The sequence below is a fragment of the Mesorhizobium sp. WSM4847 genome (assembly GCF_055811335.1).
On sequence record NZ_JBVVPY010000008.1, the window covers coordinates 58,813 to 80,212 of the forward strand.

Here is a 21,400-nt window from a genome sequence, read left to right on the forward strand (position 1 = left end):
TGGTGATCGCGGCGCAACGGCGAGAAAAAGCAGCCAACACCGGTCCCTTCGCCATCTCGGGCCACAATCTCGATGGACTTAGAGCGGGTGGTTTTAGCCGCATTTCTGCGACGCCAGGACTCGGTCAAAGCATTGCCTCATCGGCCGTAAGTGCATGCTCTCGCGTGCCGGAGACGATGATCTCCAGGACCTCATGCTCGTCGGTGTTTTTGATGTAGCGATCGCCCACGTTCTCGCCGCGCTTAAGCACCATCACGCGGTCGCCCACAGCGAAGATGTCAACGAGGCGGTGGGAGATGATGATCTGGGCAACGCCCTGCTTTTTCAGTTCCAGCATGGTTTCGAGCAACCGCTCGGTCGCCATCACCGAGAGATTGGCGGTCGGCTCATCGAGTATCACCACGCGCGGCTGAAACGAGATAGCGCGGGCAATAGCCACCGATTGCTGGCGGCCGCCCGAAAGGCTCTCGACCTTTTGATAGACGGAGTTCACGTCGACCTTGAGCCGCTTCAGCACACTGTCGGCTTCCGCGTACATTTTCCGCCGATTGACGAAAAGGCCCCTGCGCGGCCAACGGCCAAGAAAGATATTCTGACCGACATCCATATTCCCGCAAAGAGCGAAATCCTGGTAGATCATCTCGATGCCGGCGTCGCGGCTTTCGTGCGGGCTCTTGAAGTGCACCGGCTGCCCGGCGACGAAGATCTCGCCGCCCGAGTCGCGCTGGTAGGCGCCGGTCAGGATCTTCATCAGCGTCGACTTGCCGGCCGAGTTGTCGCCGACGAGGCCCAGGATCTCGCCGGGATAGAGCACGAGGTCGACATTGCGGAGCGCCTGCACCGCACCGAAGGCTTTTTCGATGCCCCGCATTTCTACGATCGGTGCAGGCCTGGTCGCGTCAAGCATGGGTGGTTTCCGCCGTTTTTGTGCGCCGCGCGAGGCGCGCCCGCAGGCGGCCGAAGATGTTGGCCTGGCGCACCCAGATGTCGATCAGCACCGCCACGATCAGGATGCCACCGATGAAGACGTTGATCCAGTGCTGCGGCATGGTAAAGCCTTGGACGTTGAGCTGCAGCAGCGCCCGGATCAGGGTGATCACCGCCGCCCCGGCGAGCGCCCCGATCACGGTGCCGTAGCCGCCGAAGATCGAACCGCCGCCGATGATCACCGAAGCGATGGCGTCGAGCTCGCGGAACTGGCCGGCTACCGGGTTGAAGCTGCGGAAGTAGGCGACGTTGATGATCCCGGCCATTGTCGCGCAGAGCGCCGCCAGCATGAGCGCGAAGAACCGCACCCGGTTGGTGTTGATCCCGGCATAAGCGGCGGCGCGAATGTTGCCGCCGGTCGCATAGACCTTCTGCCCGAACGGCATGTAGGCGAGCACGACGCCGGCAATGAGGGCGACCAACAGCATCCAGATGGTCTGGACGCTCACCACCTCGGCGATCGAGCGCAGCAGCCCGTCCGGCAGCGAGATGCGGTAGTGCAGCAGGATGTCGTTCACCTTGCGGCCAAGCAGGTTGTAGCCCTCGGGCCAGCCGGTGAGCTGCTGCCCGGCGACGAACCAGGCGGCGAGGCCGCGGGCGATGTAGAACATGCCGAGCGTGGCGATGAAGGCCGGCAGCTTGAAGCCGACGGTGACGATCGCGTTGACGAGGCCGGCGCACATGCCCGCCAGCAGGCCCATCGCCACGGCGGTCACGGGGTCGGCGCCGAGGACCTTGAGGAAATAGGCGGCTGTGCTGCCGGCGAGGGCAAGCACCGCCCCGACGGAGAGGTCGATATCGCCGGCGGCGATGACGTAGGTGAGCCCGATGGTGATCAGCGCAAGCTCGGTGTAGTTGAGCAAGATAGCGAAGCTGTTGGACAGGTTCCACCAGTAGTCCGGCCGGAGCGCGAGGCCGGTCAGCCACAGGAGCGCGGTCAGGATGATGGCGAGCGCGTCGCGCCGGGCGAGGAACTTGCCGAACCCGGTGGCCGACAACGCCATGTCGGTCGCCATCGCGCCCTTGGTCTGCACCCCCTCGATCGCGATGCCGCCGATCTCGTAGGCCGGTGGCGGCGGCCGGCCGCGGAGCCAGGCCCAGAGGCGCCCTGCCACTTGGCGGCGGATGAGATAGGGCTCGATGAGCACAGCGACGACGAGTAGCAGCCCGAGGAACACCGGCACCGCGCCGACCGGTAGCGAGAAAACTGCGTTGACCGTGATCTCCTCGTCGCCGATCTTGATGATGCGCGTGATCGGCCAGCCCTCGCGCAATACCTTGTCGAGCAGCACCACCAGAAGGGCGCCAAGGCAGGATCCGGCGACCCGGCCGCGGCCGCCGAGGATCGAGGCGCCGCCGATTATCACGGCGGCAATGACGGTCAGCTCACCGCTGACGCCGTAGAGCGGCGTCACGCCCTTGTCCTGCGCAGCTGACATCAAGCCGGCCAGCGCCGCGCAGAGCGAGGAGATCAGGAAGGCTCGGATGCGCACCCAGTTGGTCGGGATGCCGGCATAGGACGCCGCCTGCTCGTTGCCGCCGGTGGCGAAGGTCTCGTAGCCCCAGCGCGTCTTGGCAAGCACATAGGCGCCGATCACGGCGACAACGAGGAAGATCACGATCTGGTTGTTGAAGCCGAGGAGGTTGGTCTCGCCGAGGTGAAAAAAACCCGGATAGCCGGTCGCCTTGGCAGGGTAGTAGATCGCCTGGCCGTGAGTGAGCGCCAGCACGAAGCCGCGGCCGATGAAGAGGATGGTCAGCGTGGCGATGAACGCCGGCACCTTCAGGATGGTGACGAGCACGCCGTTGATCAGCCCGATCAGCGTGCCGAGCAGCAGGCAGAGGATCGCCGACGTGACGACGCCGAGGTCAAGGAAGTTCGGCGCGAACAGCCTGGCAAAGACGACGGCGACTAGGCCGTAAGTTGAACCGACCGAAAGATCGAGGTCCTTGTTGACGATGACGAAGGTCACTCCGACCGCGATGATGGCAACCCGCGAGGTGTCGCGGAGCAGCGAGTGAAACGCTCCTGTTGACCCGAAGAACGCGGGATTGACGAGAGCGCCGCCGAGATAGAGCAGCAAAAGCAAGGCAACGAGCCCCACCTCCCAGCCGCCGATAATCTGGGACGGCGCACGGCCGAGCGATGTGGTCGCGGTAAGCGCCATGGTCTCTTCTGGTCGATTTCCTGCTGCCGCATTGCGGGAGAGCCTGCACTCTCCCGCAATGATTTCAGACGTTCCGAGTGGACTCAGTTCTCGAAGCGCTTGCCGACCTCCTCGACGGTCTCCTTCGTCACCAGTTGGGCGCGTGTGTCGAGGTTGGCCGCCGCGATGCCGCGGTCGATCTCCAGATAGAGCTGCATGACCGGCCAGAAGCCCTGCAAGAAGGGCTGCTGCCCCAGCGCGCCGGTCAGATCGCCGCTCTTCATCGCGTCCTGCTGGGCCGGGCCGAGGTCGAAACCGTAGGCGCAGATCTTGCCGGTCATTCCTGTCTGAGCGACGGCCTTGGCAAGCGCCGGCGTGAACACGTTGTTGCCGGCGAACGCGCCTACGACATCGCCGCGCGATTCGAACAGCGTCACGATGCCGTTCACCGGGTCATTCGGATTGGTGTCTATACCGGTGTTCTCCGGACCCGCGTCGACCTTGAAGGCATCAAGCTTGCCGGCATCCTTCAAGCCCTTGACGATGGCGTTGAAAGCCGAAGTGACGCGGTTGTTCACCTCGATGTTGCCCATTGCGGTCGACGACGGCAGGACGATCGAACCCTTCTCTATACCCTTGTCCGCGAGGCACTTGACGAGCGCCTCGCCGGCGATTGCGGCAGCGGAGGCGTCCTGGCCGGTGTGGCCGATGCCGCTGCGGTTGAGGATCGTGCCGTCAAAGGAATTTGTCGTAGCGACCGGTATGCCCTTCGCCTCGGCGGCCTTGACGATGTCGTTATAGGCGCCGACCTGGGGCGTTGTCATGATCAGCCCGTCGATCGTCGGATCCTGCACGATCTGGTTCAGGATTTCGATCTCGCGGGCAGGGTCGTCAGTCGGCGATTCCGAGCCGAGCAGCAGGACCTTGGCGCCGATCAGGTTGCCGGCGACGGTCGCGCCGACGTAGACCGGATCGAAGAAGCCATTGCCGGCAGTGTGTGTCACGATAGCGAATGTGAGGTGACCATCGGCCGAATGGAAGTCCTTGGTACCGGGAGCCTCCTTTGCGGCTTCTTCGAAGCTGTAGCCGCCGACCGCCTTGTCGACGCCGCCCGATTGTGCGTAGGCGTTCGATACGCCGAGCGATAACGCCGCGGCACATGCCGCGAGCGAGAAAATACGTTTCATGATTATCCTCCCTTGCAACCAACGGTCGGAAGCCGTTCGGGCGCATTTATTCAGGATTCCGAATGCTCCCTCCCACCCCGTATATTCTGCCCAAAGTCTGCCCACGTAAATAGTGCTAGCGCGACGCGGTGTCAGACAGACGAGGAGACTTGGTGTATTGTGATCCCTACCTGGGCCGCATTTCAAAAGGGAGCGACACGGAGAGCACCAAAAAAAGTTTCACAAACGCGTAGGGAGGATACCGCGATGAATCTGCGACCAGACCCCACATTCTATCCGTCACCTAGGCTGGCTATGGAAGGGCCGCCGGAAACTCTGGCCTACACGTTGATGCTTAGCCCGGACTTCTCGCAACCCGACGGTTTGGCTGTGGTGAATGTCGATCCAAATTCGCCGGATTTCGGCAAGATCGTCCACACTGTGATCATGCCAAACAAGGGCGATGAGTTTCATCACTTCGGCTGGAATGCGTGTTCTTCGGCGCTATCACCACTGACTGGCCACGCCTTTTTGGAGCGTCGTTATCTGATCATTCCGGGCATTCGTTCGTCGCGCATCTACATAATTGATGTGAAGGGCGGGCCGACAGCCGCCAAGATTCACAAGATCATCGAACCCGCAGAAGTGTTTGCCAAGACGGGCTATTCCCGCCCGCATACGATCCACTGCGGACCCGAGGGCATTTATGTCTCGACCCTCGGCGGCGGCGGCAAGGACGGTACCGACGGTCCTCCGGGCATTTTCATCATGGATTGCCAGACCTTCGATGTCATTGGCCGCTATGAGATAGATCGTGGCGCCCAGGACAAGCACTACGATTTCTGGTGGAACCTGCCGCGCGACTACATGGTCAGTTCCGAATGGGCCCTGCCGCCGCAGTTCGAAAACGGCATCGTCCCTGAGGATCTACTGTCCAACAAGTACGGCCACCGCATGCATTTCTGGGATCTGCGTGCGCGTAAGAACATTCAGACGATCGATCTGGGGGCCAATCACCAAATGGCGCTTGAAATCCGCCCGGCGCATGATCCAGTCCAGCAATACGGCTTCTGCGGCGTTGTAGTCGATACCACCAATCTCGAAGGCTCGATCTGGACTTGGTGGCGCGACGCGGATGGCAAGTTCCAGGCCAAGAAGACGGCGGTCATCCCGCCTCAACCGGCCAATGCCGACGATCTGCCGGATCTTTTGAAGGGTTTCTCGGCGGTGCCCCCGCTGGTCACCGACATCGACCTCAGCCTCGACGACAAATATCTCTATGTGGCTTGTTGGGGTACGGGTGAAATGCATCAATACGATGTCAGCGACCCGATGAAGCCGGTTCTGGCGGGCAAGGTCGAACTGGGTGGGATCGTCAAGAAGACCAAGCACCCCTGTGGCAAGGTCTTCGGCTATGGGCCACAGATGGTCGAGATTAGCCGCGACGGCAAGCGTGTCTATTGGACCAATTCGCTCTATTCGACCTGGGACGATCAGTTCTATCCCGGTGAGCGCGGCGGGGCGATGGTGAAGGCCGATGTTGGCGCCAATGGTGGCCTGACGCTCGACACCAACTTCTTCGTCGAGTTCCCCAAAGGCTATCGAACGCACCAGATCCGACTTGAAGGCGGCGACTGCTCTACCGACAGTTTCTGCTACCCATCGGCCTAGGTGTCGCCCGAACTCCTTTCGACCACAGCCGGCCTCTGGTTTGCTGTGGTCGCCAGCGGGATTTACCATGGCGTAAACCCGGGTATGGGCTGGCCGCTTGCTGTTTCGGCCGCCCTGATGGAACGGCGAGCCTATGCGCTGCCGGGCGCACTTCTGGCGCTGGCGTTCGGGCATCTTGTCGCCATGACGGTGGTCCTCTTGCCCTTCGCGCTGATGACCATGCTGGTTGATTGGCAAACCGAGATCCGCGTTGGCGCAGGTCTAATTGTCGTCGCGCTCGGAGTCTGGCTGCTCTTCAACCGGCGGCATCCTAGATTTCTGGCGCGCGTGCCGCCGTCGCGACTGGCGCTCTGGTCCTTTCTCGTCGCCGTCGCGCATGGCGCCGGCCTGATGCTGGTGCCGATCTACCTCGGCCTGTGCGGCGTCGTTGAAACGGATGCCGGGCACCGTGCCGCGACCGCCCTCATTGCACGAACTGCAGCGCTCTCGATCGGCGTGGCAGCGGTCCACACCGGCGCGATGATCACTGCGGGCGGCGCTTTGGCCTTCGGCGTCTATCGGTGGCTGGGATTAAGGTTTCTTTCGAAAAGCTGGTTTGATCTAGATGTGATCTGGGCGCTAAGTCTAGTTCTGGTCGGGGCGATCGGCGTGTTTTCCGCGCTCTAGTTGGTCACCACGATCCGCGTGTTGCGGAAGCCGGCTTGCCGCACCATCGAATAGAAGGCGGCGGCATTGGACGGGTGCAGTCGCACGCAGCCATGCGACGCTGGGCGCCCGAGAGATTTTACTGCGCCGGTGCCATGGATGGCATAGCCGCCGCGGTAGAACACCGAATGAGGCATCGGCGACATGTCGTATTTGCGCGAATACCACATCCGTGCCGTTCGTTGCGGCCGGTAGCTGCCGCGCGGCGTGATATAGCCTTTGCGCGCCGTGGATACGCGCCATCGGTAGACCGCCCGGCCGTATCTTACAGTCATTGTCTGCGATGACACGTCGATCCTTGCAACCAGCTTGGCTGCCCAGCCCTCGACCGAAGAACCGAACAGCATCGTTGCCAGTGCCGCTGCCATGAGAACAGTCTTTTTCATGCGATCAAACCCCTTTGATTGCCCTTGCCTGCCTGCCTTAACGCTATTCTTCATCCTTTAATCGCAAGTGAATGAGGTAACCACACACCTCTGACGAATTCACCAATCCAAAGCAGCGAATTTGAACGATTTCCCGCGATAGTTGCCGTGGCGACATGTAACCACATAAGTAGGGCGCGGCCCGCCAACAGGCTTGCCAAAACGCCCCGTTGGCTGCTCAATTCGTCGAATGAACGAACTCCTGCTGAAAGCGGTCGATGATCGGGTCGACGACTTGGTCGCGCTGACCGCGGACCTGATCCGCTTTCCGACCATCAACCCGCCCGGCGAGGCCTATCGGCCATGCGCCGAATACGTCGGAGCGCGGCTGAAAAAGCGCGGTTTCGAAGTCGAATTCATCCGCGCCGAAGGCACGCCCGGCGACACCGACCGCTACCCGCGCGTCAACGTCGTCGCCCGCTTCGATGGCCGCTCGCCCGGCGCCTGCGTGCATTTCAACTCGCATATCGACGTGGTCGAAGCCGGCGACGGCTGGAGCCTCGATCCCTTCGCCGGCATCGTCAGGGATGGCAAGGTCTATGGCCGCGGCGCCTGCGACATGAAGGGCGGCCTGGCCTCCTCGATCATCGCCGCCGAAGCCTTCATGGAGCTGTTCCCCGACTTTCCCGGCGCCATCGAGATTTCGGGCACGGTCGACGAGGAGTCCGGCGGCTTCGGCGGCGTCGCCCATCTGGCCAGGCTCGGCTATTTCTCCAAGCCGAAGGTCGACCACGTCATCATCCCCGAGCCGTTGAACAAGGATCGCATCTGCCTTGGCCATCGCGGCGTCTGGTGGGCGGAGATCGAGACCAAGGGCGAGATCGCGCACGGCTCGATGCCGTTCCTCGGCGACAATGCGGTGCGCCATATGGGCGCCGTGCTAAGGGCTTTCGAGGACGAGCTGTTCCCGGCGCTCGACCGCAAGGTCACGCGCATGCCGGTCGTGCCCGACGGGGCAAAGCGCTCGACCATGAACATCAACTCGATCCATGGCGGCCAGACCGAGGATTTCCGGCCCAGCCTGCCCTCGCCCAATGTCCCCGATTCCTGCCGGCTGACCATCGACCGCCGTTTCCTGCTCGAAGAGGATCTTGGCACGGTCAAGCGCGAGGTGACCGATATCCTCGACCGGCTGAAGCGCGAGCGCAAGAAATTCGACTACGAGATCCGCGATCTCATGGAGGTGCTGCCGCTGATGACCGAGCGCGACGCGCCGGTGGTCAAGGCGGTGGCACGGGGCATCATGGAGATATTCGACCGCGAGCCCGCCTACGTGATCTCGCCCGGCACCTACGACCAGAAGCACATTGCCCGCATCGGCCACATCTACGACTGCATCGCCTATGGCCCGGGCATTCTCGACCTCGCCCACAGGCCCGACGAATGGGTGGGGATATCAGACATGGTCGAATCGGCCAAGGTGATGGCGATCGGGCTCAACGTGCTGCTGAGGGGCGCGGGCGCTCGGTAGCCGGTGATGGGCGGAAAAACATTCCTGCCGGCGCCGCCGGAAAGCACGAAACGCAATTTACTCCTCGGTGAAATCACGCTTCTATCCACCGGGTTTCGAGCATGTTTTTGAGCATATCGGGAGTTGCACGATGAAATTATGGAAAACCATTCTCACCGCTGCGGCCCTGGTGCTGGCCAACGGCGCTTCGGCGCTTGCCACGCGGACCGATCTGGTCATCGGCATCACGCTCGAACCTCCGCATCTCGATCCGACCGCAGGTGCTGCAGCGGCGATCGACGAGGTGCTTTACGCCAATGTGTTCGAGGGGCTGACCCGCATCGGCCCGAACGGCGAGGTGCTGCCGGCTCTCGCCGAAAACTGGACCGTTTCCGACGACGGCAAGGTCTACACCTTCAAGCTGCATAGCGGTGTGAAATTCCATGACGGCACCGACTTCAATGCCGACGACGTCAAATTCTCGCTCGATCGCGCCCGTGCCGACAACTCCGTCAACGCACAAAAGGGCCTGTTCGCCGCCATCGATACGGTCGAAATGGTCGATCCGGCGACGGTCAGGATCACGCTGAAGAACCCGCAAAGTTCGTTCCTCTACAATATGGGCTGGGGCGACGCGGTCATCGTCGCGCCGGAGACAGCCGACACCAACAAGGAAACGCCTGTCGGCACCGGCCCGTTCAAGTTCCAGACCTGGGCCAAGGGCTCGTCAATCACGCTGATCAAGTCCGACGCCTACTGGGGTGCCCCGGTGTCCCTCGACAAGGCCGAGTTCCGCATCGTCACGGATGCCGCAGCCGCCGTTCCGGCGCTGCTTTCCGGCGATGTTCAGGCCTTCCCGTTCTTCGATCCCGACAGCGTCGCCCAGATCCAGGGCGACCCGCGCTTCAAGGTGGTGATCGGCGCGACCGAGGGTGAGACCATCCTTTCGATGAACAACAAGAAGCCGCCTTTCGACCGGCTGCAGGTCAGGCAGGCGATTTCGTTTGCGCTCGACCGCAAGGCGATCATCGACGGCGCCTCGGCCGGCCTTGGCGTGCCGATCGGCTCGCACATGTCGCCCGCCAACAAGGTCTATGTCGACCTCACCGGTCTCTATCCGCACAATGTCGAGAAGGCCAGGGAACTGCTGAAGGAAGCCGGCCTGGAGAACGGCTTCAAGGCGACGCTGAAACTGCCGCCACCCCCCTATGCGCGACTTGGCGGCGAGATCATCGCGTCGCAGCTTCGCGACGTCGGAATCGATCTGCAGATCGTGCCGGTGGAATGGGCGCAGTGGCTGGACCAGGTCTTCACCAAGAAGGACTACGACCTGACCATCGTTTCCCACACCGAGCCCAACGACATCGATATCTATTCGCGCAAGGATTATTACTTCAACTACGACAACCCGACCTTCGACAAGATCATCGCCGATCTGAACCTCACCTCCGATGAGGCCAAGCGCATGACGCTGCTCGGCGAGGCGCAGAAGATACTGGCCGACGATGCCGTGGTCGGCTTCCTCTACGAACTGCCGAAAGTCGGCGTCTGGGACGCCAAGCTCGAGGGTTTTTGGGCAAATGCGCCGATCCAGGCCAATGATTTGACCAAGGTGAAGTGGACGGAGTGAGGGGCTGCTGGCCAAAGGGGCGAAGCTTGCAGCCGGTGGCACTCCCCTCTGTCCTGCCGGGATACCTGGCCCGAGCCGCAGCGCAATCGCTTCAGTTCTGCGCTGCCCCTCATCGCCCTGCCGGGCACTTCTCCCCGTATAGTGACGGGGAGAAGGACGCCTTCGCAAAGGATTTCGCCGATCTCCAGCGTTGCAGAAGGGGTGCCAAGGTTGCGGCCAGCCCCCTTCTCCCCGTCGCTATACGGGGAGAAGGTGCCGGCAGGCGGATGAGGGGCGGCGCCGGCATGAACAATTGGCCGGTCGAGCGCTATCTTTTGTCTGTAGCAACTGTCCTGCCGAGGCCCGTGGCTCGGACCGGCGCGTCCGGCAGGACAGACGGGGACGTGAAAGAGCACTGTCGCCCGATCTTTGCAGGCAGCGCTGCGGTCCTCCCCCCATGACCGCCTATCTCCTCAAGCGTCTTGCCATCGCCCTCATCACGCTGGTCCTGGCCTCGATGGTGGTCTTCGCCGTGCTGGAAATCATTCCCGGCGACCCGGCGCGGCTGATGCTGGGCATGAACGCCAGCGCCGACCAGGTCGAGTTGCTGCGCAACCAGATGGGCCTCAACGCGCCGCTTGCCGTGCGCTATCTGCACTGGGCCGGCGGCTTGCTGAGCCTCGATTTCGGTCGTTCCTACACCTATTCGGTGCCGGTCATCGACCTGGTCCGCGAGCGCATGGTGGTCTCGCTGCCGCTGGCCCTGATCGCGCTGGCGCTGTCCACCATCATCGCCATTCCGGTCGGGCTGTTTTCCGCCGGCCGGCACGGACGGGCCGGCGACACGATCGCGATGGGCGCCGCCCAGCTTGGTGTTGCCGTGCCGAACTTCTGGTTTGCGCTGATGCTGATCTACCTGTTTGCCGTCTGGCTGCGGCTGGTGCCGGCCGGCGGCTTTCCGGGATGGAGCGCCGGCGTCTGGCCGGCGCTGAAATCGCTGGTCCTGCCGGCGATCGCGCTCGCTCTGCCGCAGGCGGCGATCCTCGCCCGCGTCACCCGCTCGGCGCTGATCGAAGTGCTGAACGAGGACTATATCCGCACTGCCCGCGCCAAGGGTCTGCCCTATCGCGCGGTGCTGTGGCGGCACGCGCTGCGCAACGCAATGATCCCGGTGCTGACCATTCTCGGCCTGCAGTTCGCCTTCCTGCTCGCCGGCACCATCATCATCGAGAACGTCTTTTATCTCCCCGGCCTCGGCCGGCTGGTGTTCCAGGCGATCACCCAGCGCGACCTGATCGTCGTCGAAAGCGTCGTCATGCTGCTGGTCGCCGCCGTCATCGCCGTCAACCTGCTTGTCGATCTCTCCTATGCGGTCGTCGATCCGCGGCTGAGAAGCCGCCAATGACGCTGCGCTTCGACATCCCGGAGGAAAATTTTGCCGACATCCTCGTCAAGGCTTTCACCAACCGCTCGTTCCTCACCGGCTTCGTCATCACTGCACTTGTGGCGGCGGTCGCCATCGTCTCGTTCTTCTGGACGCCTTTTGACGTCACCAGGCTGATCATCGCCGACAAGACCCAGGCACCCTCGCCGGCGCACTGGTTCGGCACCGATCATTTCGGCCGTGACATTTTTTCCATGATCATGGTCGGGGCCCGCAATTCGATCGCCGTGGCGCTGGTGGCGGTCGGTATCGGCATGGGCGTTGGCGTGCCGCTCGGCGCCCTTGCCGCGGCGCGCGGCGGCGTCGTCGACGAGGCGGTGATGCGGCTGAACGATCTCGTCTTCGCCTTCCCTGCCCTGCTGTCGGCGATCATGATCACCGCCATCTACGGCCCGGGCGCGCTCAACGCCATCATCGCCATCGGCATTTTCAACATCCCGGTCTTCGCCCGCGTCGCCCGGGCCGGCGCGCTGGCGATCTGGCCGCGCGAATTCATCCTCGCCGCGCGTGCCGCCGGAAAAGGCAAAGCACTGATCACCATCGAACACGTGCTGCCCAACATCGTTACTTTGCTCCTGGTGCAAGGCACCATTCAGTTCGCGCTCGGCATCCTGGCTGAAGCCGGGCTTTCCTATGTCGGGCTCGGCACACAGCCGCCGATGCCGAGCTGGGGGCGGATGCTGTTCGACGCCCAGACGCGCATGGGGATGGCGCCGTGGATGGCGATCTTTCCAGGCATGGCGATCGTCGTCACCGTGCTTGGACTGAACCTGCTCGGCGACGGTATTGCCGACATCCTCGACCCAAAATCGCGGCGGCAGCGATGAGCCTGCTCGAAATCGAGAAATTGTCGCTGACGATCGGCGACACGCCGATCCTGAGGGATGTCGAGCTCGCCGTCGCGCCCGGCGAGGTGATGGGGCTGGTCGGCGAATCCGGCTCGGGCAAGTCGATCGCGGCATTGACGGTGATGCGGCTTCTGCCCTGGGCGGCGCGCGCCAGCGGGCGCGTCGTCTTCGACGGCATCGACATCCTCGCGGCCAGCGAAGACCAGATGTGCGCGCTGCGCGGCGATGATATCGGCATGGTTTTCCAGGAGCCGATGACGGCGCTGAACCCGGTCAAGACGATTGGCGAGCAGGTTGCCGAAGGCATACGCTGGCACACCAGGGCAAGCCGCGCCGACGCCGAGGACCGCGCCCGAAAAATGCTCGACCGGGTCGGCCTGCCCTCAGCGCAATTTCCGCTGTCGCGCTATCCGCACGAGCTTTCCGGCGGCCAGCGCCAGCGTGTCGTCATCGCCATTGCCTGCGCGCTGAAACCAAAACTGCTGATCGCCGACGAGCCGACGACGGCGCTCGACGTCGTGCTGCAGGCGCAGATCCTCGACCTGTTGCGCGACCTGGTCGCAGAAAACCGCATGGGCCTGCTGTTGATCTCGCATGACCTAGCGGTGGTGACCGAAATGGCGGAGCGCATCACCATCCTGCGCCACGGCGAAGTGATGGAGGCCGGCGACACGGCGCGCACCCTGTCCGAGCAGCTTCATCCCTACACAAGACAACTGGCGCAGGCCTCGATGCATGTGCCGGCGCGTGCCAGGACGCACGAGGTCGGCCAAGACAACCCCCAGCTCCAGGCTGCCAAACCTCTTCTTCAAGGAGCCAAGCCTCTTCTTCAGGGAGCCAGACCTCTTCTTCAGGTAGAGAGCGTGACGCGGGACTATCCGGGACGGCGCAAATCGCTGCTGCAGCGCGCGGTTCCGACCCGCGCCGTCGACGATGTCTCGTTCTCGATCGATCCTGGGCAGTCTGTGGCGCTGGTCGGGCGTTCCGGTTGCGGCAAGTCCACGCTTGCCCGCATGGTCCTGGCGCTGGACGGGCCGACATCGGGAACGATCCGGTTTCGCGGCGAAGTCATCACCGGCAAGAGCGAGGCTGAGCTCAAGCCGGCGCGCCGCGACATGCAGGTGGTGTTCCAGGACCCTTACGGCTCCTTCGATCCGCGCCAGAAGGTGGAAAAACTGGTCGCCGAGCCACTGCATGTCCTGGAGAAAAGGCCGACCAATGCAGAGCGGCGCGAGATGGTGGCAAAGGCCTTGCACGAGGTCGGCCTTGGTCCACGCGACATGGACAAATACCCGCACGAATTTTCAGGCGGCCAGCGCCAGCGCCTGTCGATCGCCCGCGCCATCATCACCCGCCCCAAGCTGGTCGTCGCCGACGAGCCGGTCTCGGCGCTCGACGTCTCGATCCGCGCCCAGATTCTCGACCTGTTCGCCGAGCTCAACCAGAAGCTCGGCGTTGCCTATCTGTTCATCACCCACGATCTGACCGTTGCCCGCGCCATTACCGACCAGGTGATGATCATGCATGCCGGCAAGATCGTCGAGCGCGGCAGGACGAGCGACGTTCTCGACCATCCGCAGTCCGAAGCCGCCAAGGCGCTGGTCGCTGCGGCCCCGGACCTGCACCGCGCGATTGCCCGGCGGTTACAGGAACAGGGGTGAACAGCCGACCGTCGGGAGAGGCTTACTCTTCGGCCTTCACCACATCGGCCGGGCTGATGTCGAGCAAGTCGAGGGTGCGGCGCAAGAGCTGCATCTCTGTCCCGGCAAGTTGCGAATCGGCCTTGGCGATCTCGGCCATATGGCGGGCAAGCAGGCTGCGCCTCTCGACGTCGAGGTCACGGAACTGCGCGATGGCTTGCGAGCCGTTGGTCTCGTAGCCGAACTCGTTGAGATATTCGATGACGCTGTCGATGCTGGCTTCCGGAATGCCGAAGGCTTCCCGGCAGATGCGCCTGAGGGCGGCCATTTCGCTCTCGTTGACCGTGCCGTCGGCCAAAATCATGCGAAACAGCATCAGCAGTTCCGCCGACAGCACTGGATCGTCCGCGACCTTGCGCACGCCGGGGTCGCCGTCGAAGATCGAGCGTATCTGCTCCAGCAATGCGAATGCCATCAGCGACCCCTTTCCGATTCGTTGCAAATAGGTAGCGCGGAATCGGCCTTGCGCAAATGGTCGGCTGTGGTTCGACAGGGCAATCGCTTTCAGGTTTTGAATTCGGCTCCTCGCCCTTTTCCGGCCATTGGCGCTGCCCCTCACCTGCCTGCCGGCATCCTCTCCCCGTATAGTGACGAGGAGAGGGGCGCTGTCATCTACGGTTTCGCCAATCACCAGCGTTTCGAAGAAGCGGTGCCGGCGTTGCGGCCAGCCTCTTCTCCCCGTCCCTATACGGGGAGAAGAGGCTGGCAGGGCGATGAGGGGCGGCGCCAAGATCGACAATTGGTGATCTCCGCCGCTGCGCACGCTGATTGGTGTGTGAACGGGGCGCCTGATAGGATGCGGTTGTACGAATCATGTCGGAGGAGCCACACATGAATCTCAGTGCGCCTACGCAGCTTATTTTCATCATATCCCTTGTTATCGCCATCATCGGTCTTCTCGCCGCTCTCGGCGTTTTTGCGTTCATTCCCCTGGCCGCGGTGTGGATCGTCCTCATCGCTTATGTCGTGCTTGCCGGCGGCTGCCTGGTTCGCGGCGCTTAAGCCCCCAGATCTCTCAGGCAACTCGGAGCGCCCGGCCACAAGCCGGGCGCTTTTGATTCTGAGGGTTGGTCTGCTACCATCCGCGGGCGGAGGAAAGCTCATGTCTGCCCAGAGCGAAGACGGCAGCAACCAGCACAGTCCTGGCCTCGACCGGTTCGAGATGGTTCGGCGTGCGCCTGGCCCTTGGCTCCAGGGTTCAGTCACTGACATCTGCGGCTACCGCGAAACCATGCCCGGCCGTTTCCGCAACGTCGAATACGCATCGCTGACCGTGCCGCTGGTCATCAGCTTTGCCGAACCCTTCGCCATCGGGCTCGGCAAGGAGCCGGGCGACAACGACCGCTTCGCCAGTTTCGCCGCCGGCCTCTATGCCGGTCCGGTGGTGATCGAATCCCGCGGCGGCGCCTGCTGCATCCAGGTCAATTTCACCCCGCTCGGCGCCCGACGCTTCTTCGGCCTTGCGATGAGCGAACTGACCGACCGCATGGTCGGCCTCGACGATGTGCTCGGGATCGAAGGCATCGCGCTGCGCGAAAGACTTGGCAATGCGCACGGCTGGAGCGCACGTTTTGCCATCGTCGAGACGTTCGTCGCCGCGCGGCTGACCGACGCCCGCGAAATGCAGGCCGAAATCGCCTGGGCCTATGACCGGATCATCGTCTCGGGTGGCCGCATTCGCGTCGCATCGCTCGCCGACAGGCTGGGCTGGAGCCGCAAGCATCTCGCGGGAAAATTCTCCAACGCGATCGGCGTCGGCCCCAAGACGCTGTCGCGCATCGTCCGCTTCAACCGGGCGCTCGGCCTGTCAAGGCAGGGCAAATCCGATTGGGCTGATATCGCCGCCGATTGCGGCTATGCCGACCAGGCGCATCTGGTACGCGAATTCCGCGACCTTGCCGGCGAAACGCCGACGGCGCTGGCCGCCCAGGCATAGAGGCACCGGTAACATTTCTTCAAGACGTGGGAAAAGCCTTCGCCCAGACTGGATTATCGTCCAATCCAATTGAAGGAGATCGTCATGACCATGTCAGTCGAACCGCCCAGGCTCTATCCGACCTTGCGCTACCGCAACGCCGCGAAAATGATCGACTGGCTGGGTGAAGCCTTCGGCTTTGCCGTTCATGCCCGCTACGGCGAAGGCGACATCGTCCAACACGCCGAACTGACTTTCGGCTCCTCGATGATCATGCTGGGCACCGCACGCAACGACAAGTTTGGCCAGATGATCGGCGCACCGGGCCCGGGTGGCGGCAGATCGATCTATGTTGCCGTCGACGATGCCGATGCCGCTTATGCCAGAGCCAAGAAGGCCGGCGCCGAAATACTGGAAGAGCTCACCGACCGCGACTATGGCAGCCGCGAATTCATCTGCCGCGATCCGGAAGGCAATGTCTGGTCGTTCGGCACCTATTGGCCAAAGGCCGGTGAGCCCGCCAGCTAACGCGCCAGACCAAAGATGGCGTCGCAGTCGAGGTGGGTTTCCAGTTCGGCTGCGACCTCGTCCAATGCCCGTTCGACCTCGGCGCGATGATCGATGCCGCCGCCTTTGACGCCGAGATTTTCCAGGAATTTCGCCCGAAAAGCGTCGGCGGAAAACAGCCCGTGCAGATAGGTCCCCGACACCTTGCCGTCGGCGGAGACGGCGCCGTCATCGGCGCCGTTGATGACGGCGGACGGCCGCAGCGTGTCGGGACCGGTGGTGCGGCCGAGATGGATCTCGTAGCCCTCGAGCGGCAGGTCGAACTGGACCGAGCGCGCGCTGACATTGCGCACCGTCTTTTCCGGTTGCATCACCGTTTCGACGTCGAGCAGGCCGAGCCCGTCGGTCTCGGTAACGCTGCCCTCGATGCCGTCGGGATCGCGCACGACACGGCCGAGCATCTGGAAGCCGCCGCAGATGCCGACGACGTGGCCGCCGCGCTTGCGATGGGCAAGCAGATCGCGGTCCCAGCCATTTTCACGGAACCTTAGCAGGTCGCCGATCGTCGACTTGGAGCCGGGAATGATCACCAGCCCAGCGTCGTCCGGCAAATGCTGGCCGGGCGGCACGAAGACGACCTCGACCTGCGGCTCGGCCTTGAGCGGGTCGAGGTCGTCGAAATTGGCGATGCGCGAAAGCATCGGCACGGCCACCTTCAGCGCGCGCTTCTCTCCGGACGCCAGGCGTTCGAGCACCACGGAATCTTCCGAGGGCAGCCGCGCCGCCGCCTTCAGCCATGGCACGACGCCAAAACAGCGCCAGCCGGTGAAGCTCTCGATCGCCTTGATGCCGTTATCGAACAGCGAGACATCGCCGCGGAACTTGTTGATGAGATAGCCGACGATCATGCGCCGGTCCTCTTCCGGCAGGATCAGATGGGTGCCGGCGACCGAGGCGATGACGCCGCCGCGATCGATGTCGCCGACGAGGATCACCGGCACGTCGGCGCGCGTCGCAAAGCCCATATTGGCGATGTCGCGGCTCCTGAGATTGATCTCGGCCGGCGAGCCGGCGCCTTCGACGATGACGAGGTCGGCACCCTCGGCGACCTCGGCCCAGGAGTCCAGCACGGCATCCATCAGCCGGCCCTTCAGCGCCTGGTAGTCTCGCGCCCGCGCCTCGCCGAACACCTTGCCCTGCACCACCACTTGGGCGCCGATATCGGTCTGCGGCTTGAGCAGCACCGGGTTCATATGGACGGTGGGCACAACGCCGCAGGCGATCGCCTGCAGCCATTGGGCGCGGCCGATCTCGCCGCCGAGTTTGTCGCCCGGAATATCGGCGACGGCGGCGTTGTTCGACATGTTCTGCGGCTTGAACGGCCGCACCTTCAGCCCACGCTTCTTCGCCACGCGGCAGAGGCCCGCGACCAGCACCGTCTTGCCGACATCGGAGCCTGTGCCCTGCAGCATGATCGCCTTGGCCGCCATCAATTCCTGCCCTGTGAAACGCTGCCGGTGATCGTGGATTTCGCGGCCAGTGGTCCGCCGCGCCAGAGGTAGAGCGCCAGCAGCGGCTCCTTGCCGGTGCGCATGGCGTGGCTGACATCAGAGGCATGGTGGATCACCTCACCCGCCTCGCGCCTGCCAAAGTCGCCTTCGCCCATGCGCCATTCGGTGCCGCCGGTCAGCGGAATGTAGATCTCCTCGGCGACATGATGGTGGTCGGGATAGACGATTTCAGGTCCGAGGATCAGCAGACCGGCTGCGACCTCGTCGTTGACGAAATGGCCGCGCGTGCCGAAGACCTCCAGCCAGCCGTAATTGTCGATGAACGTCTTGCCGAAATCCGCCTCGCTGTAGGTCTGCCCCCAGCGCAATTGGCCGCGACGCTCCGCAAGCAGCCGCGCCAGCGGCTGGGCGTTGGCCGAAGCGAGCTCGACGATACGATCGAGCTGGCGCAGGCAGGCAAGCGGACGCGGATCGAGCGGTCGTGCCGGCATGGCCCAGCCGATCCGGGCCACCGCATTGCGCACCAGCGCATCATCGAATGTTGCGAGAGTGGCGTGGAAACGCTCGAGCAGTTCATCGAAATTTATCGTCACGCCTTGCTCCGCACGCGCATTCTCATACAGCCGCCCCCAGATCGTTGGATGGAGCTAGTCGGCTTGCGTGGCGGCATCATTGGTCTAGATTGGGCGGCGCGCAAAGCCAAAAACGACAGGCCAGCAGGCCGAAGACATCACGGAGCACGCCATGGACGCCGCTGTCGATGCGGGCACCAGCCAGTTCGAACTCAACGAGGACCAGCGCGCCATCCAGCAGATGGCCGAGGCCTTCGCTGCCGATCGCGTTGCGCCGAACGCGCTCGACTGGGACCGCAACAAGCATTTTCCGGCAGACGTGATCCGCGAGACTGGCCCGCTCGGCCTTGGCGGCATCTATGTCAGTGACGATGTCGGCGGCTCAGCGCTCGGCCGGCTAGACGCGGTGCTGATCTTCGAGGCGCTTTCGCGCGCCGATCCGGCCTTCTCCTCCTTCATCTCGATCCACAATATGGCGGCTTCGATGATCGACCGCTTCGGCAGCGACGAGCAGCGCCAGCACTTCCTGCCGAAGCTGACCTCGATGGAATGGCTGGCGAGCTATTGCCTGACCGAGCCGGGTTCGGGATCGGATGCTGCGGCGCTGAAGACGCGTGCGGTAAGGAGCGGCGGCGACTATGTGCTGAACGGCGTCAAGCAGTTCATTTCGGGCGCCGGCGACAGCGACCTTTACATCGTCATGGCGCGCACCGGCGCTGACGGTCCGAAGGGCATTTCGACCTTTGTCGTGCCGAAAGATGCGGCCGGCCTGTCTTTCGGCGCCAACGAGCACAAGATGGGCTGGCACATGCAGTCGACCCGCCAGGTCGTCTTCGAGGACTGCAAGGTGCCGGTTGAAAACCTGCTCTCGGACGAAGGCGCCGGCTTCGGCATCGCCATGGCCGGGCTCGACGGCGGCCGGCTCAACATCGCCGCCTGTTCGCTGGGCGGGGCGCAATCGGCGCTCGACAAGGCGCTGTCCTACACCGCCGAACGCAAGGCCTTCGGAGCCAAGATCAACCAGTTCCAGGCGCTGCAATTCAAGCTGGCCGACATGGAGACCGAGTTGCAGGCAGCACGGATATTCCTTTACGCCGCTGCCTCGAAGCTCGACCGCAAGGCCCCGGGCGCCTCGAAATGGTCGGCGATGGCGAAGCGCTTCGTCACCGACGTCGGCTTCAACGTTGCCAACGACGCGCTGCAACTGCATGGCGGCTATGGCTATCTGCACGATTACGGCATCGAGAAGCTGGTGCGGGATTTGCGCGTTCACCAGATTCTCGAAGGCACCAACGAGATCATGCGCGTCATCATCGCACGCGCGCTGATCGGGCGGCAGTAGGGCAGTAGGGCAGTAGGGCAGTAGTAGTGACCGGCAGGATCAATTCTTACAAGGACCTTATTGTATGGCAGCAGGGGAGATATCTGGCGCATGATCAAGCTTTATCAGATGCGACCTAGGCATAGGAAAATGCTTCGCAACTTATAAGCAACTAGCGCCCGAATAGGCTGCCCTACTGCCCTACTGCCCTACTGCCCTACTGCCCTACTGCCCTACTGCCCTACTGCCCTACTGCCCTACTGCCTAACTGCTGCCTTACCCAAACCACGGAGTGCCATCATGACCACCATCGCCTTCATCGGCCTCGGCAATATGGGCAATCCGATGGCAGCCAATCTCGTCAAGGCTGGATATGCCGTTCACGGATTCGACCTGATCCCGGAAAATCTCGCCAACGCCAAGGAGCATGGGGTCGTCGTCATGGCCAATGCCGTTGCCGCGGTGAAGGAGGCCGACGTGGTCATCACCATGCTGCCGGCCGGCAAACACGTTCTGTCGGTCTATGAAGACATCGTGCCAAAGGCGAAAAAAGGCGCGCTGTTCATCGATTCCTCGACCATCGACGTCGAATCGGCACGAAAAGCCCACGCAATTGCCGCCAGACACAAGCTGCTGTCGATCGACGCGCCGGTTTCCGGCGGCACCGGCGGCGCCACCGCCGGCACGCTGACCTTCATGGCCGGCGGCTCGAAGGAAGCTTTTGCCAAGGCCGAACCAATCCTCAAGCCGATGGCCGGCCGTATCGTCCATTGCGGTGATGACGGCGCCGGACAGGCGGCAAAGATCTGCAACAACATGATCTTGGGCATTTCGATGATCGGCGTCGCCGAAGCCTTCGTTCTGGCGGAAAAGCTCGGCCTGTCGCACCAGGCGCTGTTCGACGTCGCCTCGAACTCGTCGGGCCAGTGCTGGTCGCTGACCACCTACTGCCCGGTCCCTGGTCCGGTGCCGACATCGCCGGCCAACAATGGCTACAGGCCGGGGTTTGCCGCTGCACTGATGCTGAAAGACCTGAAACTGTCGCAGGAAGCCGCGCAAAGCGCCGGTGCGGTGACGCCGCTCGGCGCCGAGGCCGCCCAGCTTTATGCGCTGTTCAACGCCCAGGGGCATGCCGCTGCCGACTTCTCCGGCATCATAAATTTCCTGCGCGGCACCCCGGCGTAACGCATGTCGCCCAAAAGCCTGCCCTTCAGGCGCGACGCGCTTTCAGCCTCGAACTCGAGGGGCTTTCGGTTTCCGGCAAGAAACATCGGAAATTTAGATTTGCTTAAACTATCGATAACCACCCGGTAACGATGTCCCTGTAGAACGGAGTGCGAGGCGGCCTATCGCAACCGCCCGGCGCTCCGGATCAGGTCTCGCGTCCCGGAGCCCGTAAGTTTCGCCAAGTGTTCAGTCAGC

Annotated in this window: 19 protein-coding genes; 12 read left to right on the forward strand and 7 right to left on the reverse strand. The window is 63.1% G+C overall.

Annotated elements, in window-relative coordinates:
• Positions 1-124: 124 nt before the first annotated feature.
• The 3 genes from AC0L28_RS13605 to AC0L28_RS13615 form a co-directional block, all read right to left on the reverse strand.
• The gene (locus AC0L28_RS13605; RefSeq protein ID WP_023802984.1) at positions 125-907 is read right to left on the reverse strand and encodes an ATP-binding cassette domain-containing protein; all 783 of its coding nucleotides are present in this window, start codon (positions 905-907) and stop codon (positions 125-127) included.
• The gene (locus AC0L28_RS13610; RefSeq protein ID WP_473478015.1) at positions 900-3,155 is read right to left on the reverse strand and encodes an ABC transporter permease; all 2,256 of its coding nucleotides are present in this window, start codon (positions 3,153-3,155) and stop codon (positions 900-902) included. Before AC0L28_RS13610 ends, AC0L28_RS13605 begins: the two co-directional genes overlap by 8 nt.
• Before the next feature lie 83 nt (positions 3,156-3,238).
• Positions 3,239-4,321, reverse strand: a complete 1,083-nt coding sequence (locus AC0L28_RS13615) for a substrate-binding domain-containing protein (RefSeq protein ID WP_023802986.1) — start codon at positions 4,319-4,321, stop codon at positions 3,239-3,241.
• Positions 4,322-4,567: 246 nt separating this feature from the next.
• Here AC0L28_RS13615 and AC0L28_RS13620 point away from each other — a divergent pair, with 246 nt between their 5' ends.
• Both AC0L28_RS13620 and AC0L28_RS13625 read left to right on the forward strand, forming a co-directional pair.
• Positions 4,568-5,971, forward strand: coding sequence for a selenium-binding protein SBP56-related protein (locus AC0L28_RS13620; protein WP_128176814.1), 1,404 nt, complete (start codon positions 4,568-4,570; stop codon positions 5,969-5,971).
• 183 nt (positions 5,972-6,154) lie between these two features.
• Positions 6,155-6,637 carry a hypothetical protein gene (locus tag AC0L28_RS13625; RefSeq protein ID WP_353842760.1) on the forward strand — a complete coding sequence of 161 codons (483 nt, stop codon included), beginning with the start codon at positions 6,155-6,157 and terminating at the stop codon, positions 6,635-6,637.
• On the opposite strand, the gene AC0L28_RS13630 is transcribed toward AC0L28_RS13625, so the two are convergent.
• Positions 6,634-7,062 carry a L,D-transpeptidase gene (locus AC0L28_RS13630; RefSeq protein WP_023802989.1) on the reverse strand — a complete coding sequence of 143 codons (429 nt, stop codon included), beginning with the start codon at positions 7,060-7,062 and terminating at the stop codon, positions 6,634-6,636. The two genes, AC0L28_RS13625 and AC0L28_RS13630, sit on opposite strands and share 4 nt — an antisense overlap.
• A 229-nt stretch (positions 7,063-7,291) precedes the next feature.
• Here AC0L28_RS13630 and AC0L28_RS13635 point away from each other — a divergent pair, with 229 nt between their 5' ends.
• From AC0L28_RS13635 to AC0L28_RS13655, 5 genes are all read left to right on the forward strand, one after another.
• Positions 7,292-8,572: an acetylornithine deacetylase/succinyl-diaminopimelate desuccinylase family protein gene (locus tag AC0L28_RS13635; RefSeq protein WP_473478017.1), complete on the forward strand. Its 1,281-nt coding sequence runs from the start codon at positions 7,292-7,294 to the stop codon at positions 8,570-8,572.
• 130 nt (positions 8,573-8,702) lie between these two features.
• Positions 8,703-10,181, forward strand: a complete 1,479-nt coding sequence (locus tag AC0L28_RS13640) for an ABC transporter substrate-binding protein (RefSeq protein ID WP_473478019.1) — start codon at positions 8,703-8,705, stop codon at positions 10,179-10,181.
• Between the two features lie 436 nt (positions 10,182-10,617).
• Positions 10,618-11,565 carry an ABC transporter permease gene (locus tag AC0L28_RS13645; protein ID WP_473478021.1) on the forward strand — a complete coding sequence of 316 codons (948 nt, stop codon included), beginning with the start codon at positions 10,618-10,620 and terminating at the stop codon, positions 11,563-11,565.
• A complete protein-coding gene (locus AC0L28_RS13650) occupies positions 11,562-12,431 on the forward strand; it encodes an ABC transporter permease (RefSeq protein ID WP_473478023.1) in 870 nt (289 codons plus the stop codon). Before AC0L28_RS13645 ends, AC0L28_RS13650 begins: the two co-directional genes overlap by 4 nt.
• Positions 12,428-14,113, forward strand: coding sequence for an ABC transporter ATP-binding protein (locus AC0L28_RS13655; protein ID WP_473478024.1), 1,686 nt, complete (start codon positions 12,428-12,430; stop codon positions 14,111-14,113). The genes AC0L28_RS13650 and AC0L28_RS13655 overlap by 4 nt, the downstream gene beginning before the upstream one ends.
• A 22-nt stretch (positions 14,114-14,135) precedes the next feature.
• On the opposite strand, the gene AC0L28_RS13660 is transcribed toward AC0L28_RS13655, so the two are convergent.
• Positions 14,136-14,567, reverse strand: a complete 432-nt coding sequence (locus AC0L28_RS13660; protein ID WP_473478027.1) for a TerB family tellurite resistance protein — start codon at positions 14,565-14,567, stop codon at positions 14,136-14,138.
• A gap of 416 nt (positions 14,568-14,983) precedes the next feature.
• Between AC0L28_RS13660 and AC0L28_RS13665 the strand changes: the two genes are divergently transcribed.
• From AC0L28_RS13665 to AC0L28_RS13675, 3 genes are all read left to right on the forward strand, one after another.
• The gene (locus tag AC0L28_RS13665) at positions 14,984-15,154 is read left to right on the forward strand and encodes a hypothetical protein (RefSeq protein WP_023798964.1); all 171 of its coding nucleotides are present in this window, start codon (positions 14,984-14,986) and stop codon (positions 15,152-15,154) included.
• A 100-nt stretch (positions 15,155-15,254) separates the two neighbouring features.
• On the forward strand, positions 15,255-16,088 hold the full coding sequence (locus tag AC0L28_RS13670) for a helix-turn-helix domain-containing protein (RefSeq protein ID WP_473478030.1): 834 nt from the start codon (positions 15,255-15,257) through the stop codon (positions 16,086-16,088).
• A gap of 84 nt (positions 16,089-16,172) precedes the next feature.
• The gene (locus tag AC0L28_RS13675) at positions 16,173-16,595 is read left to right on the forward strand and encodes a VOC family protein (protein ID WP_473478032.1); all 423 of its coding nucleotides are present in this window, start codon (positions 16,173-16,175) and stop codon (positions 16,593-16,595) included.
• On the opposite strand, the gene AC0L28_RS13680 is transcribed toward AC0L28_RS13675, so the two are convergent.
• Entirely contained in the window at positions 16,592-18,064 is a 1,473-nt protein-coding gene (locus AC0L28_RS13680) for a cobyric acid synthase (RefSeq protein ID WP_128176804.1), read from the reverse strand. The two genes, AC0L28_RS13675 and AC0L28_RS13680, sit on opposite strands and share 4 nt — an antisense overlap.
• Positions 18,064-18,678, reverse strand: a complete 615-nt coding sequence (locus tag AC0L28_RS13685; protein ID WP_473478035.1) for a dimethylsulfonioproprionate lyase family protein — start codon at positions 18,676-18,678, stop codon at positions 18,064-18,066. Before AC0L28_RS13685 ends, AC0L28_RS13680 begins: the two co-directional genes overlap by 1 nt.
• Positions 18,679-18,829: 151 nt before the next feature.
• Between AC0L28_RS13685 and AC0L28_RS13690 the strand changes: the two genes are divergently transcribed.
• Positions 18,830-19,999, forward strand: coding sequence for an isobutyryl-CoA dehydrogenase (locus AC0L28_RS13690; RefSeq protein WP_128176808.1), 1,170 nt, complete (start codon positions 18,830-18,832; stop codon positions 19,997-19,999).
• 279 nt (positions 20,000-20,278) lie between these two features.
• Entirely contained in the window at positions 20,279-21,163 is an 885-nt protein-coding gene (mmsB, locus tag AC0L28_RS13695) for a 3-hydroxyisobutyrate dehydrogenase (RefSeq protein ID WP_128173830.1), read from the forward strand.
• Positions 21,164-21,400 lie beyond the last annotated feature (237 nt).

Bases quoted from the DNA above. Each gene is read 5' to 3' on its own strand.
- AC0L28_RS13605 (WP_023802984.1), bottom strand. From the start codon at position 907: ATGCTTGACGCGACCAGGCCTGCACCGATCGTAGAAATGCGGGGCATC.
- AC0L28_RS13610 (WP_473478015.1), bottom strand. From the start codon at position 3,155: ATGGCGCTTACCGCGACCACATCGCTCGGCCGTGCGCCGTCCCAGATT.
- AC0L28_RS13615 (WP_023802986.1), bottom strand. From the start codon at position 4,321: ATGAAACGTATTTTCTCGCTCGCGGCATGTGCCGCGGCGTTATCGCTC.
- AC0L28_RS13620 (WP_128176814.1), top strand. From the start codon at position 4,568: ATGAATCTGCGACCAGACCCCACATTCTATCCGTCACCTAGGCTGGCT.
- AC0L28_RS13625 (WP_353842760.1), top strand. From the start codon at position 6,155: ATGACGGTGGTCCTCTTGCCCTTCGCGCTGATGACCATGCTGGTTGAT.
- AC0L28_RS13630 (WP_023802989.1), bottom strand. From the start codon at position 7,062: ATGAAAAAGACTGTTCTCATGGCAGCGGCACTGGCAACGATGCTGTTC.
- AC0L28_RS13635 (WP_473478017.1), top strand. From the start codon at position 7,292: ATGAACGAACTCCTGCTGAAAGCGGTCGATGATCGGGTCGACGACTTG.
- AC0L28_RS13640 (WP_473478019.1), top strand. From the start codon at position 8,703: ATGAAATTATGGAAAACCATTCTCACCGCTGCGGCCCTGGTGCTGGCC.
- AC0L28_RS13645 (WP_473478021.1), top strand. From the start codon at position 10,618: ATGACCGCCTATCTCCTCAAGCGTCTTGCCATCGCCCTCATCACGCTG.
- AC0L28_RS13650 (WP_473478023.1), top strand. From the start codon at position 11,562: ATGACGCTGCGCTTCGACATCCCGGAGGAAAATTTTGCCGACATCCTC.
- AC0L28_RS13655 (WP_473478024.1), top strand. From the start codon at position 12,428: ATGAGCCTGCTCGAAATCGAGAAATTGTCGCTGACGATCGGCGACACG.
- AC0L28_RS13660 (WP_473478027.1), bottom strand. From the start codon at position 14,567: ATGGCATTCGCATTGCTGGAGCAGATACGCTCGATCTTCGACGGCGAC.
- AC0L28_RS13665 (WP_023798964.1), top strand. From the start codon at position 14,984: ATGAATCTCAGTGCGCCTACGCAGCTTATTTTCATCATATCCCTTGTT.
- AC0L28_RS13670 (WP_473478030.1), top strand. From the start codon at position 15,255: ATGTCTGCCCAGAGCGAAGACGGCAGCAACCAGCACAGTCCTGGCCTC.
- AC0L28_RS13675 (WP_473478032.1), top strand. From the start codon at position 16,173: ATGACCATGTCAGTCGAACCGCCCAGGCTCTATCCGACCTTGCGCTAC.
- AC0L28_RS13680 (WP_128176804.1), bottom strand. From the start codon at position 18,064: ATGGCGGCCAAGGCGATCATGCTGCAGGGCACAGGCTCCGATGTCGGC.
- AC0L28_RS13690 (WP_128176808.1), top strand. From the start codon at position 18,830: ATGGACGCCGCTGTCGATGCGGGCACCAGCCAGTTCGAACTCAACGAG.
- mmsB (WP_128173830.1), top strand. From the start codon at position 20,279: ATGACCACCATCGCCTTCATCGGCCTCGGCAATATGGGCAATCCGATG.